This is a genomic window from [Empedobacter] haloabium (genome assembly GCA_008011715.2).
In the GTDB taxonomy this organism is placed as follows: Bacteria; Pseudomonadota; Gammaproteobacteria; order Burkholderiales; family Burkholderiaceae_D; genus Rugamonas; species Rugamonas haloabia.
The window spans coordinates 2,847,790-2,864,890 of sequence record CP136508.1 but is presented as its reverse complement, the minus strand read 5'-3'; the positions used below and the strand labels follow the sequence as shown (position 1 = coordinate 2,864,890).

Here is a 17,101-nt window from a genome sequence, read left to right as displayed (position 1 = left end):
ATGAGAATGCTGAAAGCCGCGCCGATGCTCTTGACTCTCATGCTGGCTGCCTGTTCCGAGCTGCCGCCTGCGAAGCTGCAGCTGGTCGATATCAGTATTGCCGAAATCGGTTACGCGGTGACGTTCGATTCGGACGTGGATTTCCTGGGCTATTACGAGCAGGGCCATCGCTGGCGCCCCGCAGTCAACAAGAAGCTGGTGTGCTCCCTGGCACGACCGCCGAATTTCGACGCGGCCAATTACGACAAGGAAGCCGCCAGCGGGGATATGGAGCTCGTCAGCGCAAGACAGGTCGGTAACCGCAGTGTGTTCCGCTATAAGGCGCTGCTGTACTTCGAAAGATGGGAGTCCGGCAGCTCGATGTCGTTCGGTGACGGTCACCATGTCGACGGATTGCTTCCGCCCGCGTCGGCAATGCCTTGCAAGGTCCGTATCCTTGTGCTTTTCGGGATGAGGTATTTGAGCGAGACACTGTATTTGCCGACCGATCCATTGAAGAAGCTGGCGCGCCAACGGGCACGGGACGATGCGGCGACGCTCAGCGGAGCCTGGGAGCGATGAGCCGTTGGCCTGCCCACTGGCGTACGGAGCGTCATCGTGCGCCTGCTGGAACAGCTTGCCCTGGCGGCGGATTTCGTGCGCCGGACTGCTATTCGTTCATCCGCGATCGCGCCGTCATTGGCGTCCTCCTTACCGCCGGATTCGCCAGCAACGCCATCGCACGGCAGATCGGATGATATGTGCTTGGCCGCCCGCGCCAAGACACCCGGCGCGCCGGCCTTCGTCAAACGGATCGCCTACCATGCCTGCCGGTGCGGCGATCACCACTGGCGCAGGCAGCCGCGCCCGCATTGCTCTACAATTTCCCCGCTCGACGACTCTTGAGCGGGACGTACGACATCGACGGGTGGCGCCAGGTGGAGCGATTCAGCACCCAGCGGCGCCACGTCGTGTTCGTCGGCCCGACGCCCGATATTTTGCCCCCGCGGCCGTACCCACCTGTGATCAACGCATGACCGAACTCCTCGTCCTCCCCCTCGTCGCCCTCGTCTTCATCGCCCTGTTCACCCGGGAAGTCATCGCCCCCGCCTCGCGCAACCATTGCGACCGCCGCTGGCTGATCCTGGCCAGCATCAGTGGCGCGGCCACGCTGGTCGTGACGATCGCGGCCGGTTACCTGTTCAGCGCCACGATCCGCCACGCCGCGCTGTTCGAGGCCGGTGCCGTCATGCCGGATGCCGCCGTCGGCCTGCTCAGCTTTCTCCTGACCAGCTTCGTGTTTTACTGGTGGCATCGCCTGACACATTATTCCGACCTGCTGTGGCGGGTTTTCCACCAGCTGCATCACAGCGCCCGCCGGGTCGAGGCGCTGACGGCGTTCTATGCCCATCCGCTCGACAGCGCCGCCGCCATCTGCATCAGCGCCTTCTTCAGCTACTTCGTGCTGGGCGCCAGTCCCGCGGCCGCTGCGATCGGCTTGCTGATCACCGGGATATTCGACCTGTTCCTGCACAGCGACCTGCGCACGCCGACATGGCTCGGCTACCTGGTGCAGCGGCCCGAAATGCATACCGTGCATCACGCGCATGGTCACCATGCGCAAAACTATGGCCTGCCGGTGTGGGACATGCTGTTCGGCACCTGGACCAACCCGCGCGAGCGCTCCGCCAGGCTGGGCTTCGACGAGGACAAGTCCGACCGCATCGCCGACATGCTGCTGTGGCGCGACGTGCATCGCAGCGACAGCTGAGACGTTACCATCCGAACTTTTGGACCGCCTGCGCCGGGGCCGTCCAACTTGTTGGACAAATCTCTTTCACGCGACACAACAAAACTAACAAAAACAACAACTTAGCGTCCTGATCACATCAGGCACGGCGCTTGCTATATGGGAGCCACCTCCGCGGTGGCTTACCGCGGTTTCTATAATACGGAGACTGCAATGCAGAAGAAGCGCCCACTCACACTCTATATCCTGATCGCGATGCTGCTCGGCATCGCGGTCGGCTATGCCTGTCATACCGCCTTCCCCGAAAAAGCCATCAGCGCAGAGATATCCGGCCATATCTCGCTGGTGACGGACATCTTCCTGCGCCTGATCAAGATGATCATCGCGCTGCTGGTGTTTTCCACGCTGACGATCGGTATCGCCAACCTGGCGGACGGCAAGGCCGCCGGCCGCATCGGTGCCAAGGCCTTTGCCTGGTTCGTGGTGGCCTCGCTGGTGTCGCTGGCGCTGGGTATGGTGCTGTCGAACCTGATGCAGCTGGGCACCCAGCTGGGGCTGCCGCTGCCGCCCGTCAATGCCAGCACGGGCCTGAAGACCGCGGCGTTCACGCTGAAGGATTTCATCACCCACGTGGTGCCGAAGTCGCCGATCGAGGCTATGGCCAACAACGAGATCCTGCAGGTGCTGGTGTTCTCCATCTTCTTCGGCTCCGCGCTGGGCGCGCTGGGCGAATCGGGCAAGCGCCTGGTGGCCGTGGTGGACGAGCTGGCGCAGGTGATGCTGCGCATGACGGGCGCCATCATGAACATGGCGCCGCTGGCGGTGTTTGCCGCCATGGCTTCCGTCGTCACGACGAACGGGCTGGGCATCCTGCTGACCTTTGCCAAATTCATGGGCGGCTTCTACCTGGGCCTGTTCTGCCTGTGGCTGCTGCTGATCGGCGCCGGCTTCCTGGTGCTGGGCCCGCGCGTGTTCCGCCTGGTCGGCCTGATCCGCGAACCGTTCCTGCTGGCGTTTTCGACCGCCAGCTCGGAGGCGGCCTATCCGAAGCTGCTGCTGGCGCTGGACAAGTTCGGCGTGCAGCGCCGCATCTCTAGTTTCGTGCTGCCCATGGGCTATTCGTTCAACCTGGACGGCTCGATGATGTACTGCACCTTCGCCGTGCTGTTCATCGCCCAGGCCTACGGCATCGACCTGTCGCTGGGCACGCAGATCAGCATGCTGTTGCTGCTGATGCTGACGTCGAAAGGCATGGCCGGGGTGCCGCGCGCCTCGCTGGTCGTGATCGCCGCTACCCTCACCCAATTCCACATCCCCGAGGCAGGCCTGTTGCTGCTGATGGGGGTCGACCAGTTCCTCGACATGGGCCGCTCCGCGACCAATGCCGTGGGCAATGCCGTGGCGACCGCGGTCGTCGCCAAGTGGGAAGGCGCGCTCGAAGAACCCGTCAGCGCGCACACCAAGCAACACGATGTTCAAGCTGCATGAGCAGTAACTAAGCAGTCACGATTTACCATAGGAGACCCAATGAAATACGTAATCACCGCGGCACTGGCACTGACCGCCGCGGCCGCACAAGCACAATCCCATGTCCAGATCTACGGTGTCGTCGATGCCGGCGTCCTGGCCGAGTACGGCACCCCCGCAGGCAACAGCACGGGGATCGGCAGTGGCCTCGCGTCCGGCTCACGCCTGGGCTTCAAGGGCTCGGAGGACCTGGGCAAAGGCTTGTCCGCCGTCTTCGTGCTGGAAGGCGGCTATCGCGTCGATAACGGCGCGATGGGCCAGGGTGGCCTGATCTTCGGCCGCCAGGCATTCGTCGGCCTGCGCGGCACGTTCGGCACCGTCACCGTCGGTCGACAGTATTCGCCGTACTACCAGGCGATCCGCGACGTGGCCGATCCGTTCGAGGACGGCATGGCCGGCCAGGCGACCAACCTGATGGCCGGTAACTACCGCATCGACAACTCGGTCGTCTACGCGACGCCACGGGTGGCCGGCTGGTCGGCCGAAGTGGCCTACGCCGCCGGCGAGGTGACGGACAAGCTGGCCGTGAACGACGACCGCAAGCGCCAGTTCAGCGGCATGCTGAGCTACGCGGAAGGACCGCTGGTCGTGATGCTGGCCCACCACCACAGCGAAGACGCGCTGCTGCCCGACCATGTCCGCAATACCGCACTGGCGGCGCGCTATACGCTGGGTGCCGTTACCGGCCACGCCGCTGTGACCAGCAATCGCGGCCTGGCAGGCGAGCGCAGCCGCGACGTCCTGCTCGGCGTGACCTGGAAGCACGGCCCGCACCGCGTGCTGCTGTCGGCCATCGACCGCGACGACCGCTCGGCGGCACGCCGCGACGCACGCCAGTTCGGCGCCGGCTACCTGTACGGCCTGTCGCCGCGCACCGACCTGTACGCCGCCTACGGCCACATCGACAACGACAACGGCGCCGCTTTCACGGTCGGTAACGCCACTGACAGCGGCAACGGCAACGCCGCCCTCAACCTCGGTATCCGTCACTGCTTCTGAACGGGCGGGCGCGCCGATTTGCTATAGTGGCGCCGATGCCAGTCCCACCCGATACCGCCACCAGCCAGACCAGTGAGGCACAAGCCGCCACGTCGTTCGCCCCGCCAGGGCGACGCCGCCGGCTTGCCCAGCTGGCCTGGGGCGCGGCCCTGGCCGGGGCCGTCGCCCTGGGCTGGGTCGCGTACTGGTGGACCGAACGGATCAGCATCGAACGGCTGCGCGCCGCCGGCGCCCAGCGCCTCGAGGTGTACGCGGCCAGCCTGGAAAACCTGCTGGACAAGTACGATTTCCTGCCCCACATGCTGGAGCTGGACAAGAACGTGCTGGGCCTGCTGGAACATCCGCACGACCAGGAACGCCGGCTGGAGGTGAATACCTACCTGGAGCGCCTGTCGCGCCAAGCCGGTTCGCGAATCATCTACATCGTCGACCTGCAGGGCCGCACGCTGGCCGCCAGCAACTGGCGCCAAAAGGACAGCTTCGTGGGCGACGACATCCGCTTCCGGCCCTATCTGCAGAACGCGCTGAGCGGCCGCCCCAGTGGTTTCTACGGCGTCGGCACGACCAGCGGCGAGCCCGGCTACTTCTATGCGCGCGGCGTCCACCGCGATGGCCGCATGCTCGGCGTGGCCGTCGTCAAGGTCAATATCGAGGAGCAGGCGCGCGGCTGGGTGCAAGGCGCCGACAAGGTGATGCTGGCCGACGCCAACGGCGTGCTGTTCCTGTCCTCCGCCCCCGCCTCGAAATACCATACCCTGCTGCCGCTCTCCGCCAGCGTGCGCGCCAGCCTGGCGCAGACCCGCCAGTACCACGGCTTGCCGCTGCCGGCGCTGCCGATCCGGCGCTCGGAGGCGCAGCCCGACGGCACCCGCGTGGTGACGATCGGCGCCGCCAACGGCAGCGAAGCGCGCGGCACGATCACGCCGCCCCTGCTGGTGCAGGGACGTTCGCTGGCGCCGCGGCAGTGGACGTTCCTGTACCTCTCGGACCTGAGCCAGGCGCGCGCCAATGCGCGTGCGGCCGTGCTGTTCGCCTGGGTGGTGTACGGCTTCCTGACATTGCTGTTCCTGTTCCTGCGCCAGCGCCTGCAGGCCAGGGAGCAGCTGCAGGCCGCCTACAACCAGCTGGAACTGAAGGTGGCCGAGCGCACGGCGCGGCTGGAACGCACCACGCAGCGCCTGATGAAGGAGGCGGAAGTGCGGCGCCAGGCCGAACAGCAGCTGCACCGCACCCAGAACGAGCTGTACCAGGCCGGCAAGATGGCCGTGCTGGGCCAGATGTCGGCCAGTATCACGCATGAGCTGAACCAGCCGCTGACGGCGCTGCGCACGATGTCCGACAATGCCGTGCTGCTGTTCGAGCGCGGCCGCATCGACGAAGCCCGCCAGAACCTGTCGAAGATCTCGCAGGTGGTGGCGCGCATGGGCACCATCACGGGCAAGCTGAAAGGCTTCGCGCGCAAGTCCAACGCGGAACTCGGGCCCGTCTCGATCCACACGGCGATCTCGAACGCGCTGGTGCTGGTCGAACGCCGCCTGCAACTGGACAAGGTGGCGTTCACGCTGGACATCGACCAGGGCGACGTCTACGCGCTGTGCGACAGCAACCGCCTGGAACAGGTGCTGCTCAACCTGATGAGCAACGCGCTCGATGCGCTGGGCACGCTGGAGCGCGACGCGCCGCGTGCCCTGACGATCGACGTGACGGAAGGCGACGGCAAGGTACGCATCCGCGTCGCCGACACCGGGCCCGGCCTGACGGACGAAGCGCGCGAACGGCTGTTCCAGCCCTTCTTCACGACCAAGCCCCAGGGCGAAGGCCTGGGGCTTGGCCTGGCGATTTCGGAACAGATCGTGCGTGACTTCGGCGGCACCCTGCGCACCGAAACAACGACGAGCGGGGCCTGCTTCGTCATCGAACTGCAGGCCGCATCAGTGGAAAGACAAGATGGATGAATTAGAAGTGATCCTGGTCGAGGACGACCCGGCCGTACGCGAAGGCAGCGCCCAGGCGCTCGACCTGATGGGTTTCAAGGTGCGCGATTTCGACAGCGCGGAGCCGGTGCGCGACCTGCTGCGACCGCACTGCCCCTGGGTGCTCGTCAGCGACGTGCGCCTGCCCGGTATCAGCGGCCTGGAATTGCTGCAGGCGGCACACGCCGTCGACCCCGATCTGCCGGTGATCCTCGTGACAGGGCACGGCGACATCGCCATGGCGGTCCAGGCCATGCACGACGGCGCCTATGACTTCATCGAGAAGCCCTATTCCTCCGAACAGCTGGCGGACGTGGTGCGCCGCGCGCTCGACAAGCGCCGCCTGCAGCTGGAAGTGCACGCCCTGCGCCAACGCCTGGCGCACAGCCAGGGCATCGACGCCGCCCTGCTGGGCAACACCCCCGCGATGCGCGAGCTGCGCCGCCTGATCCTGGACGTGGCCAGCCAGCCGGCGGACGTGCTGATCTACGGCGAAACGGGCACCGGCAAGGAGCTGGTGGCGCGCTGCCTGCACGAATTCAGCGAGCGGGCGCGGCATCACTACGTGGCCGTCAACTGCGGCGCGATTCCCGAGACGATTTTCGAGAGCGAGTTGTTTGGCCACGAAGCGGGCGCCTTTACCGGCGCGGCCAAGCGCCAGGTGGGCAAGATCGAGCATGCCTCCGAAGGCACGCTGTTCCTCGACGAGATCGAGAGCCTGCCGCTGGCGATGCAGGTCAAGCTGTTGCGCGTACTGCAGGAGCGCCATGTCGTGCGCCTGGGTTCCGTGCAGCCAGTACCGGTGGACCTGCGCATCGTCGCCGCCGCCAAGGTCGACCTGCGCGAGTTGAGCGACCAGGGCCAGTTCCGCGCCGACCTGTACTACCGCCTGAACCTGATCGTGCTGCACATCCCGCCGCTGCGCGAACGGCGCGACGACATCCCGCTGCTGTTCGAGCACTTCCTGCTGGACGCGGCCAGACGCTACCGGCGCGACGTGCCGGCGCTGCCAGCCGCCCATCTGCACGCGCTGCTGCGGCACGACTGGCCGGGCAACGTGCGCGAGCTGCGCAACGCGGCCGACCGCTATGTGCTGGGCCTGCCGGGCGCCCTGCCCGGCGTCGCCAGCGCCAGCGCGGCTACGGCATCGTCGTCGGCTTCGCTGGCGGACCAGGTCAGCGGGTTCGAACGCTCCGTGATCGATGCAGCGCTGCGCGATGCGCTCGGCAATGTCGCCACGGCGTGTGCGGCGCTGGGGTTGCCGAAGCAGACGCTGTATCACAAGATGCAGAAGCACGGGTTGGCGGCGGAAGACTATCGCTGACGCTCAGGTCACGAAAAATTCCATGCCGCGCGCCATCGCCGCAAACACCGCGGAGCCGTGGTTTTCGCCCGGCAGCAGGTGGAAGCGCACTACCGAGAGCGCCTCCGGCATGCCCTGCAGCCGCGCAGCCAGCTCGCTCGCCTCCTCCACCATGCGCCGCTGCGCCGCTGCCGGATTGGCACTGCCCGCACCACCCGGCCTGGCCGGCGCGCGCTCCAGTTCACCGACGGACAGCAGCAATGCCGGCTTGCGCGCCAGGCCCGAGGTTCGCTGGCCCAGCCCCGCGACGCCGCCCAGAACGGCGCGGTTGCCGTACCAGATCGAGGGGCTGGAGGCGAGGTAGGTCTGGAACAGGGCCGGCCGCGAGAACAGCGCATGCAGCACGCACAAGCCGCCGTACGAATGGCCGAACAGCGCCTGCCGTGCCGGGTCCACAGGCGCCAATCCGCGCACCAGCGGCATGACGTCGCGTTCAATGACGTCGAGAAAGCGGTCGGCCCCGCCCTCCCCGGTTACCGCATCCTGGCCGGCCGGCGGTGTGTAGTCGCGGCCGCGGGCCGGATCGTAATCGCGCTCGGTCGGGTAGCCGATTCCAACGACGAGCGGTGGCACCCGCCCCGTGACCGCCGCGCGGGCGCCGGCCGTGCGTGCCATCAGCGCAAGGCTGGCAAACGTGGCGTTGCCGTCCAGCGCATACAGCACGGGGTGCCCGGCCGGCGGCGCCGGACGTTCCGGCACGCTGACGAAAATGCGGTAGCGCTGGCCGTTCGCGCTCGCCACGATGTCGCGCTGGCGGGACTGCGGCAGCGTGGCCGGTTGCCAGTCGGCGGCGGCGCGGACGCCTGGCGCGGCTGCGGCAAGCGCGCCGGCGGCGAGCAGGCGGCGCCTGGAGGGGTCGGGATGATGAGTCATGGGCTACGCTATGGCTGAGAATGATTCTCATTCTAACTCAACAGACCGGTCCAGGACTGCCCGCCCGGCGACACGGTCGGAATGCAACAGCTCCAGCGGCCACCTGCCAGGATGGCGTCGCGGGACGTCCGTCGCGCTGGAAAGTCCGCCGCGGCGCGGCGCCAAGGCCACTTGCCGGCCGCTTTCACGTTTGCGTAAAACACCGCAGGCGGCTGCCACGCGAGGGGCTGTCCCCCTTGCGGGGACTGACCCTGAAGTTGGTCGTCCCCGCTTGCCATATGCACGCAAACTTCGGGGGCAGTCCCTAATGCCGCTAAGTTAAGGAGAATTATCAGCCAGCCGCAGACGTCTTTGCACCCAACAGCGGAGAGCTGGGGTCAGACCCGGCGGGTCTGACCCCGGTTTTGGGCCTTGGGTTGAGGGATACGCCTGCGGCCGAGTGAGTCCTACATCCTTAACTTAGCGGCATTGGGGTCAGTCCCGGAGGGACAGACCCCGGTCTTCACACGCTCTCAGAACGCCATCGACAGGTGCGCGCCTATCCGCCAAATACCACCGGCGCCAACTCGATGCGCGCCGAATCACGGGCCGCATTTCACTATCCCATTATGCAGAAAATGCTTGGCATACAGAATAATGATGATTTGGTCATCAGCGACTGGTTACGCCTGACTATAATAAATGATGTGACACCAAAACCACATCGTTAAAAAATCCGATCGTGCAGTGCCGGTCCGATGAACTGGCGGCGTAATATCGATACCTATTCTAATCACGTCCTTGTTCGTGGCCAGTATTGCGAGCAATTGCGAGGAATACATGAACACGTTCGGGTGGGATACCATATCGGTAGTTAATATCGACCAGGTCAATCGGCAACTGACGCAGCGTCTGTCGGAATTGCTGATGACATTCGATACCAGCTGGGACGATGCTTTCGCCGGCAAATTCGCGGCACAGGGGAATTTCGGCCCTTGGTCCATCACCGGGGGCGACGCCAGCGATATTCACCTGACGCTGCCGATTACCAACGGTACGATACGGCCGGTCACCCCGGCCCAAGGCGCTGCCGTCGATATTTCCGGCATGTCGGTCACGCTCGAGGTTAATCTCGCCTGGGTGCCGTCCGCTGTCGCTCCTGGGGCACACGACCTGTGCTTTGCACTGAATGCCGTTACGCCGGCTGGGGCGGCGCGCCGACCGGGCGATATTTATTTCATGGGCGCGTCCGATCCCCACGATACCGGCAAAGGCCGCGAACTGGGTACCGGGGTGGCCAATGTGCTGCTCGATAATAAGGACAAGATCACGTTTGTTTTCGCCCAGACCGGCGTGATCGACCCAAATACCGCGACCTGGCTGCTGCCGAAACAATCGGCCTACAGCTACCACACGCCGGCGGGCTCGGCGCAGGGCTATCTGGCGATATTCAGCGTCACCACCGATCGCGATATTTCCCAGCTGGCAACCAATATCGATTCGGCCATGACCGGATCGAACTCCCCGCTGGTGCTGGCGATATCGGGCGACATGTTCATGCAAAACGCAATCCTGCCGGGTTTGCCGGCGACCTTCCCCGGCACCAGTCCATCCAACTTCCAGTGCGCCGCCGGCCAGATAACGCTGGCCACCGGTTTCGACCTCCCTTCTGTCACCGTCGGTGCGATCGGCTATACCCCGACCGTGGATACGCTGAGGATCGCGATCAATTCAAATGCACTGAGAACTGCCGCGTCCGGCCACTGCGGCCTGCACTTGCCCAATGCGCAGATGACGTTTTCCACCACGACCAATAACGTTCTGGCCTTCGATCCGGTCGGGCAGACGTTCTCGTTCCAACCGGACCCGAATCCCCAGTCCAGTTCGGACAGCGACGTGCCCTGGTACGACTATCTGATCGGTCTCGGCGCGCTGGGCGCAGCCATCATCGCCATCGTGCTGAAGGCCGTCGAGAACGCTGTCGGCGACACCCTGTCCGGTACGGGCCTGGCCGGCAAGCTGGCCGCCGCGCCGGCGTCGACGGTACGCTGGGCCGGCCTGGAACGCGTCCGGATACAGACGGCCGAGTTGAACGACTGCCTGATGTTGTACGCGACGATCGCCTGACCGGACTCGCCGCGCCGCCAATCGCCATTTCCGCAGAGGGAGCGTCATCCATGGCCAGTACCGCGCTTTGCAAGGATAATCCCACGCCGCCATCGGCCGGCGTGGCATCGACCAACAATTGGGACACCGTATTCGCGATCAATTTCGCCAATGCGAACAAGGCGATCCGGAACCAGAAGTCCTCGCCGCCCGGCTTCGACGGAACCAAGCCCGGCGGCGCCTTCAGCGGGCCGGCCATCGCGGTGAGCGGGCAGTTCGGCGCGTGGCAGCTGAGCGGCGGCAGCGGTTCGCTGGCCGAGCTGTCGCTGCCGGTGTCGGGCACCGCCACGGCCCAGTCGGCCCCGCCCACCGCGATCGACTTCAGCGGCACCGCCGTGATCCAGGTATCGATGGACTACATTCCCCAGCCCGGCCAGGGCGGTTCGGGCAAGGTCAGCGGCGGCGCCACCAACCAGCTGAAGGTGAAGACCAGCACCACTGACCCGCAAACCCAGCCGGTGGTGTCCGTCCTGAGCGTGACCCTGACATCCGGCCAGGAAGCGCACGACGCCGTCAGCGACGTGCTGGAACAGTGGCTGCTGGCTAACCTCGGCAGTTTCAATCACACCTTCGCCGCCATCGACCTGGGCGCCGTGGCCGACAAGGACCAGTTCCAATGGCTGGCGCCCACCCATGTCGGCTACGGCATCAACAATCCGGAGAACGCGGCGCCGGACGATTATGTCTTCGCCGTCATGGCAATGACGGAAAACCGCCCCGGCGCCAATCTCGGCCATGACGTCTCTCCCAACGTGATTCCGCAGGGATGCAACAGCGGCTTCCTGATTTCGCAGGAGCGCTTCCTGAGGAAGATACTGTTGCCCGGCATTGAAAAGCTGTTCCTGAATGCCACCGATACGGATTTTTCCATCGGCGACGACGGTTCGACGATCACCAACGTCAATCGCATCACCTTCCAGAACTTCGAGACCTCGAACAAGGACGGCAGCGACACGGTGACCATCACGGGCGCCGCGCTCGAGCCGAACAACTTCACGCTGACGGCGACCGCCACCACGCTCAGGCTGAGCTTTGTCGATCTCAATTTTCCCTGGAACGACGGCGGTTACACGGTGCACATGGTGTACAACTCTGAATGCGAGCTGTACATGGATGCGAACAAACACTTCCAGGCCTGCGTGGTCGGCACGCCATCCCTGTCGGTGACGGTGACGGAATCGTCGGGCGAAAAGTGGAGCAACATCATCAGCGGCATCATCGAAGGCGTGGCCTTTGCCGTCATCGGCGCGGCCATCGGCGGCGCGCTGGGACCGGCGGCCGAAGCGTCCGGGGAAGCCATCGAAAGCGGCTCGACCGAGGCAGCCGACGCGGTCGAAGGCACCAGCGACACGCTGGAGTTTTCCGGCGACCTGCCCGCGGACGACGACATCAGCAATCTGGACGACGTCAATTCGGCTGACGACACGGAAGCCAGCAACGACATGAGCAATTCCGAGGACGGGTCGTACAGCTCCAAGCTGAAGGGCTTTTTCCGGCGTAACTGGCGCAAGATCCTCGGCATGGCGATCGGCGGCGCGGTCGGCGCCGTCACCGCCAAGCTGCCCGACATTCTGGAGGCGTACTCGGAAAACGACCTGGCGAAGATGCCGACCCTGGACGAGTTCGCCGATTATTCGATCGCGCCCGTCGCCTGGCCGGGACAGACCGGCTACACCCTGGTCAGCATGGCTCTGAACGAGTCGCTGCAGATGGGCCTTAATGTCAGCATCGCCGATTAGGAGGCAGTCGATGAACACCGTTTCCACGCTCAATTGGGATACCGCCTTCGGCATCCGTTTCAAGGACGCCAACGCAGCCATCGTCGGCGCCGGCAGTTCGCCGCCCCGCTTCGACGGCGCCCACGACAGCCTCGGCGCCACTTACCAGGTGGGCGCGGGGTTCGGGCCATGGCAAATGACGGGCGGCGCGGGGTCGCTGCTGACGATGACACTGCCCCTGACCGGCGGAACGATCGCCGGCGGCGGCCAGCCCGACGCGGCTTTCGCGGCAACGGCCCAGATCCAGGTCAGCCTCGGCTTCATTCCGCAGCCGGGCACCCCGGCCTCCCAGCAGCTGCGCATCGATCAGACACAGGCGGTGAGTGTGCTGCAGGTGACGCTCGCCAGCGGGCCGGCCTCGGCGCTCGACGCGATCCGCGGCGCGCTGCAGGACTGGCTCAACGCCAACCTGTCGCAGTTCAATCACGTGTTCGCCGTGGTCGACCTGAACACCGCGCTCGACCCGTCGGACAGCTTCGCGTGGCTCAAGCCGACCCACGTGGGCTACGCGATCTACACGGAAAATATCGCCTCGCCCGACGACTATGTGTTCGGCGTGCTGGCCATGACGGAGAATCGCCCCGGGCTCAATCTGTCGCCGCAGATCGATCCCGGCATCATTCCGGCCGGCGCCGACGCCGGCTTCCTGATCGCCGCGCCGCGCGTGGTCGACAAGATGTTCGCGCCGCAGATCGAGACCCTGTTCGATGGCGCCAGCCCGGACGACTTCGACCGCCAGGACGATGGCATGACGATCGTCAACGTCGCGCGCCTCGAGTTCACGGACTTCACGCTGGAAGACGGGACCGTGATCGACGACGCTGGACTGGACGCCGCCGGCTTCACGATGTCCATCGGCACCGGCTATGTCCAGATCAGGTTTTCCGGCCTGAAGTTCACCTGGCAGGACAAATACAATGTGGTGGTCAACTACGCATCGACCAGCCAGCTGTCGACCGACAGCAACGGTCACCTGCAACTGACCCAGACGACTGCGCCGAGCGTGTCCGTCAACGTCACCGAGACCGATGCGCAGAAATGGCGCGAAATCTGGGAAAGCATCGGCATCTCGGTGGCCGTGGCGGTGGTCGGCGCCGTGCTGGGCGCTGCCGCCGAAGCCGGACTGGCGCGCGCCGCCGCCAGCAGCGGTGCCGAGGCGTCCACCAATGGCGTCGTCAATATCGAAATGCAGACCATCCTCAACGGCATGACGCCGCAGCAGGTCATGGCCGGTGAAGTAACGGCGCTGCGCACGGCGATTCGTGCGCTGCAGGAGCCGGAAGCGCCGCAGACGTTCGCCGGCCTGTTCCGCGCCGCATCGTGGAAGCTGCTGGGCACGGTGATCGGCGCGGTGATCGGCGCCGGGGTCGCCGGCATCGTCACCGCCCTGCAAGCCTATGCCGACGAAAACAGCGAGGACATGCCTACGCTCGACAGTTTCGGCGAGCAGGCCACCAGCAACGTCAAATGGACGGGTGCCAGCGGCTATTGCCTGCAGTCGGCCGTCCTGCGCGGCGCGCTGCAACTGGCACTGGTCAAGGGCGCCTGAACCATGTCGGCGCCCGGCACCGTGCCCGGCCTGCCCATTCCCCTTACCCTGACACTGGACCAAAATGCCTGACAACGACAGCCTGATGGCCGATACCTACGGCTGGGATACCGCCTTCGCGATCCGGGTCGACGACGTCAACGCGACCATCCAGCGCAAGGGAACGTCGCCGAAGGACTTCTCGACGTCCACGCAAGACCCGAATACCGGCATCGCGGTGGCCGTCACGGGCACGTTTTCCGACTGGCACATCACCCTGGGCGGCAGCGGCAAGCTGATCCACATGGCCACGCCGGTCGTGGCACTCGCCGCCAAAGGAAATGTTCCCGGCACCGGCCCCGTGGATTTCACGTTCGGTCCCGGCAGCTTCGAAATCGAAGTCGAGCTGGAATACGTTCCGCATACCGATGCGCCAGCCTCGGGCTCGGGCACGCTGCACAACCTGAAGGTGCGCGCTGCCGCGCCTGCCGGCCCGAGCGTGGTGACGGTATTGGACGCGTCCGGCTTCGGCACCAGCACGGATGCCTCGCACACGCCGTTCGACGCGGTGGCCGATGACGTCAAGGCCGCCATGCAGACGTGGTTCGACGCCAACCTGGGAGACTTCGAACATGTGTTCGCGACGGTCAACCTCAACCGCACCGCCGACCGCGGCCAATTCGCCTGGCTGCTGCCGACCTACTCGAGCTATGCCTACATCGACGGTGCCACGCTGGACGACAGCATCCTCGGCATCCTGTGCATGACGGAAAATCGCTCGGCCACCGGCCTGGACCAGGAAATCTCGCCCAATGCGATCCCGGCGGGCGCGCGCGCGGGCTTCCTGATCGCCCCCGCTCGGTTCATCAGCGAGATGCTGTGGCCTTCGATGTCGATCGTCTACAAGGGTACCAAGCCCGGCGACTTCCAGCTCAACACCGACGGCACGGGCCTCAGCCTGAGCAACGGCGAAGTCACCATCGACGACCTCGTGGACGACGATGGCAATGCCCACACCACCGTGCTGCAGGACTTCGAACTGACCACCACGGACCAGTTGCTGACCGTGAACGCGACCACCCGGGTCGAGGTGTCGCCCGGCATCCAGGCCTTCACGAAGGTGGTCAACTCGTATGACTTGTGCCTGCACCAGCTGGCCTCGGGCAAACAGACCATCTATTACGTCGAACGCAATGCCGTTCCTGCGGAGCACTGGACCACGGAAAGCGAGGGCGTCGAAATCACCAAGATCCTGGAAGGCGTCATCGCCGCCCTGATCACGGTCGCGATCGGCGTCGCCACCGGCGGCGCCGGCTTTGCCGCGGCCGCCATCGTGATGGGCATCCTCGCCGGCGTCGGTTCGATGGTGCCCGACATCATCGCGGCCGCCAATACCGATGCGGCCCCACCGATCGACCTGCTGCTGTTCAATGCCACCGACCCGCTGCAATGGTCCGACCAGGCCGATTTCAACCTGACCGGCGTCGCTTTGAATTACGCGCTGCAGATGGGCGGCACGCCATCGTTCAACGGCTGAATGATGGGCAAAGTGATGGGCAAAGGCGCTGGCGCAGCGCCTGTAACACCGCCTGGAAATCCCTCGTCCCCATTGCCGGCCTCCACTCCGCATGAGATATCTCAACAGGAGATCAGACGTTCCACTACTTGGCGCGAACAGCGCCAAAACAAAAAGGCTTGCAACCTAAGGTTGCAAGCCTCACGCTTCATCGATGGTTGTGTCAGCGGCGCCTAATCAGTAAGGACGCCCGTGTAATCTTCAGGCGTCTTTTTATCCGGCCATCTGGAATCTTCCATCGGTTGCGCAGCGCAATACGAATTGGCCACGACTTTCCCGCTTTTCGAGCCCCTGCAAGCCCAGGTCAGAGTACTTCGATGCTTGAATTGATCCCAAAAAAATTGATCGTCCAGCAGCGAGGGTGGCGCATTTTCATACCCGGTTTTCGGCGAAGTTCGAGCAGGGGCACTTTCGCCAGAACTTGGCTTCTCATCCAATACCTTTCCCATTTCAGGTATTGTTGTCTGGCTCATGCAAACGGATGAAGCCATGGCAAGCCCCATGAATAAAAACGACTTCATTGCTTCTCCAATCGATACGGAAACACAATAAAACCCGGACACTCTCACTGTGATCAATAAGGCGCCGACTCGGGCACTCCAACGATTTGGACTGCGTCATGCTGCGCATCGGTAAGTTCTATTGGCAATGCAGCGACTGTCGCCGAATCTTCTTGTCCCAGATGAAATTCCAAAAACTCGGCATCGAACTTGTTCGGCACGAATTGTTGACCATCTGGAGGAAGCTGCCAATGACTTTTATCAACCAGATTACCCTTGATGTCCCAGGAGAACGTAGTCACAGTCGGAGAGAAAGTCCAAGGGAAACCGGGAGGCGTCGGAATGTATCCCAATCCCATATTGGGTGCATTCGTACTCCCATCATAGGTTGCGCCGGTCTTCGTAGCGCCTCCTTGGTCCAAGGCTTTCCATTGTCCATTGTCGGTGTGCTGCGTTACGTTCTGCACCCTCACTTCACTGCCGGTAGCGCCGTAATTTGCGCGAGTCGGCTCTCCCAAATCAAGGGCCACACGTGTTTCGAATGCTGTCGCTTGTGCCTCATTGTGACCAAAAATGACGTGAGCAATTTCATGAACCAGACCCATCGCAGGCGACTGCACCCCGAGAATACCTGTGTCCGAAATTACCTGCAACCCTTGGTAAGGATTCCAATTGACCTGTCCTGACAATGGCAGGGCTGTCGTAGGCAGGTTTCCAATATTGATCGTGATACCATCCATATTCGGATAGAACAATGCAAAGTTAGGGCTTTGCTTAATGTACTGCAATGTTAGCACCAACTGCGACATGCCGGTCGGCGTTATTTTCGGTGTTTGAATATGTACGTCCATATTAGAATCCCTCATATTTCAGCTGTTACTGCAGATCAACTTGATATTGCAGAAAACTAATCATACCAAAACACAAGCAAGAGAAACTCACCAAAAGTAACATTGGGTCGAAATATCTGATACCTTATGCGGTCTCACCTAGCCTAACCTAACCTAACCAAACGGGTAGTCACGTACTTCCGGGCTAGCGAACTTCAAAAAGCCATGGACGCACATCAGCAAGACTCCATTCCGGACTGGGAACTCGCCGCTGACACCT

The 17,101-nt window shown here is 63.9% G+C and carries 13 protein-coding genes; 10 read left to right on the top strand and 3 right to left on the bottom strand.

Annotated features, from left to right (window positions below):
• The 6 genes from E7V67_012595 to E7V67_012570 all read left to right on the top strand — a co-directional run bounded on the left by E7V67_012595 (position 1) and on the right by E7V67_012570 (position 7,552).
• Entirely contained in the window at positions 1-561 is a 561-nt protein-coding gene (locus E7V67_012595; protein ID WUR15903.1) for a hypothetical protein, read from the top strand.
• Between the two features lie 451 nt (positions 562-1,012).
• The gene (locus E7V67_012590) at positions 1,013-1,750 is read left to right on the top strand and encodes a sterol desaturase family protein (protein WUR15902.1); all 738 of its coding nucleotides are present in this window, start codon (positions 1,013-1,015) and stop codon (positions 1,748-1,750) included.
• Positions 1,751-1,942: 192 nt separating this feature from the next.
• Positions 1,943-3,217 (top strand): dicarboxylate/amino acid:cation symporter, encoded by a 1,275-nt coding sequence (locus E7V67_012585; protein ID WUR15901.1) that lies wholly within the window; start codon positions 1,943-1,945, stop codon positions 3,215-3,217.
• A 39-nt stretch (positions 3,218-3,256) separates the two neighbouring features.
• A complete protein-coding gene (locus tag E7V67_012580) occupies positions 3,257-4,255 on the top strand; it encodes a porin (protein ID WUR15900.1) in 999 nt (332 codons plus the stop codon).
• A 35-nt stretch (positions 4,256-4,290) separates the two neighbouring features.
• Positions 4,291-6,210, top strand: a complete 1,920-nt coding sequence (locus E7V67_012575) for an ATP-binding protein (GenBank protein WUR15899.1) — start codon at positions 4,291-4,293, stop codon at positions 6,208-6,210.
• On the top strand, positions 6,203-7,552 hold the full coding sequence (locus E7V67_012570; GenBank protein WUR15898.1) for a sigma-54 dependent transcriptional regulator: 1,350 nt from the start codon (positions 6,203-6,205) through the stop codon (positions 7,550-7,552). Before E7V67_012575 ends, E7V67_012570 begins: the two co-directional genes overlap by 8 nt.
• A 3-nt stretch (positions 7,553-7,555) precedes the next feature.
• Here E7V67_012570 and E7V67_012565 read toward each other — a convergent pair whose 3' ends face one another.
• Positions 7,556-8,464, bottom strand: a complete 909-nt coding sequence (locus E7V67_012565) for an alpha/beta hydrolase-fold protein (GenBank protein WUR15897.1) — start codon at positions 8,462-8,464, stop codon at positions 7,556-7,558.
• Between the two features lie 819 nt (positions 8,465-9,283).
• Here E7V67_012565 and E7V67_012560 point away from each other — a divergent pair.
• The 4 genes from E7V67_012560 to E7V67_012545 all read left to right on the top strand — a co-directional run bounded on the left by E7V67_012560 (position 9,284) and on the right by E7V67_012545 (position 15,452).
• Positions 9,284-10,570 carry a TULIP family P47-like protein gene (locus E7V67_012560; GenBank protein ID WUR15896.1) on the top strand — a complete coding sequence of 429 codons (1,287 nt, stop codon included), beginning with the start codon at positions 9,284-9,286 and terminating at the stop codon, positions 10,568-10,570.
• A 50-nt stretch (positions 10,571-10,620) separates the two neighbouring features.
• Positions 10,621-12,348: a TULIP family P47-like protein gene (locus E7V67_012555; GenBank protein WUR15895.1), complete on the top strand. Its 1,728-nt coding sequence runs from the start codon at positions 10,621-10,623 to the stop codon at positions 12,346-12,348.
• A 10-nt stretch (positions 12,349-12,358) separates the two neighbouring features.
• The gene (locus E7V67_012550; GenBank protein WUR15894.1) at positions 12,359-13,936 is read left to right on the top strand and encodes a TULIP family P47-like protein; all 1,578 of its coding nucleotides are present in this window, start codon (positions 12,359-12,361) and stop codon (positions 13,934-13,936) included.
• A 64-nt stretch (positions 13,937-14,000) separates the two neighbouring features.
• Positions 14,001-15,452: a TULIP family P47-like protein gene (locus E7V67_012545; GenBank protein ID WUR15893.1), complete on the top strand. Its 1,452-nt coding sequence runs from the start codon at positions 14,001-14,003 to the stop codon at positions 15,450-15,452.
• A 212-nt stretch (positions 15,453-15,664) separates the two neighbouring features.
• Here E7V67_012545 and E7V67_012540 read toward each other — a convergent pair whose 3' ends face one another.
• Complete coding sequence (locus tag E7V67_012540) at positions 15,665-16,012, bottom strand: hypothetical protein (protein WUR15892.1); 348 nt, start codon at positions 16,010-16,012, stop codon at positions 15,665-15,667.
• A gap of 53 nt (positions 16,013-16,065) precedes the next feature.
• Positions 16,066-16,842 (bottom strand): hypothetical protein, encoded by a 777-nt coding sequence (locus E7V67_012535; protein ID WUR15891.1) that lies wholly within the window; start codon positions 16,840-16,842, stop codon positions 16,066-16,068.
• Between the last annotated feature and the right edge of the window lie 259 nt (positions 16,843-17,101).

Bases quoted from the DNA above. Each gene is read 5' to 3' on its own strand.
- E7V67_012595 (WUR15903.1), top strand. From the start codon at position 1: ATGAGAATGCTGAAAGCCGCGCCGATGCTCTTGACTCTCATGCTGGCT.
- E7V67_012590 (WUR15902.1), top strand. From the start codon at position 1,013: ATGACCGAACTCCTCGTCCTCCCCCTCGTCGCCCTCGTCTTCATCGCC.
- E7V67_012585 (WUR15901.1), top strand. From the start codon at position 1,943: ATGCAGAAGAAGCGCCCACTCACACTCTATATCCTGATCGCGATGCTG.
- E7V67_012580 (WUR15900.1), top strand. From the start codon at position 3,257: ATGAAATACGTAATCACCGCGGCACTGGCACTGACCGCCGCGGCCGCA.
- E7V67_012575 (WUR15899.1), top strand. From the start codon at position 4,291: ATGCCAGTCCCACCCGATACCGCCACCAGCCAGACCAGTGAGGCACAA.
- E7V67_012570 (WUR15898.1), top strand. From the start codon at position 6,203: ATGGATGAATTAGAAGTGATCCTGGTCGAGGACGACCCGGCCGTACGC.
- E7V67_012565 (WUR15897.1), bottom strand. From the start codon at position 8,464: ATGACTCATCATCCCGACCCCTCCAGGCGCCGCCTGCTCGCCGCCGGC.
- E7V67_012560 (WUR15896.1), top strand. From the start codon at position 9,284: ATGAACACGTTCGGGTGGGATACCATATCGGTAGTTAATATCGACCAG.
- E7V67_012555 (WUR15895.1), top strand. From the start codon at position 10,621: ATGGCCAGTACCGCGCTTTGCAAGGATAATCCCACGCCGCCATCGGCC.
- E7V67_012550 (WUR15894.1), top strand. From the start codon at position 12,359: ATGAACACCGTTTCCACGCTCAATTGGGATACCGCCTTCGGCATCCGT.
- E7V67_012545 (WUR15893.1), top strand. From the start codon at position 14,001: ATGCCTGACAACGACAGCCTGATGGCCGATACCTACGGCTGGGATACC.
- E7V67_012540 (WUR15892.1), bottom strand. From the start codon at position 16,012: ATGAAGTCGTTTTTATTCATGGGGCTTGCCATGGCTTCATCCGTTTGC.
- E7V67_012535 (WUR15891.1), bottom strand. From the start codon at position 16,842: ATGGACGTACATATTCAAACACCGAAAATAACGCCGACCGGCATGTCG.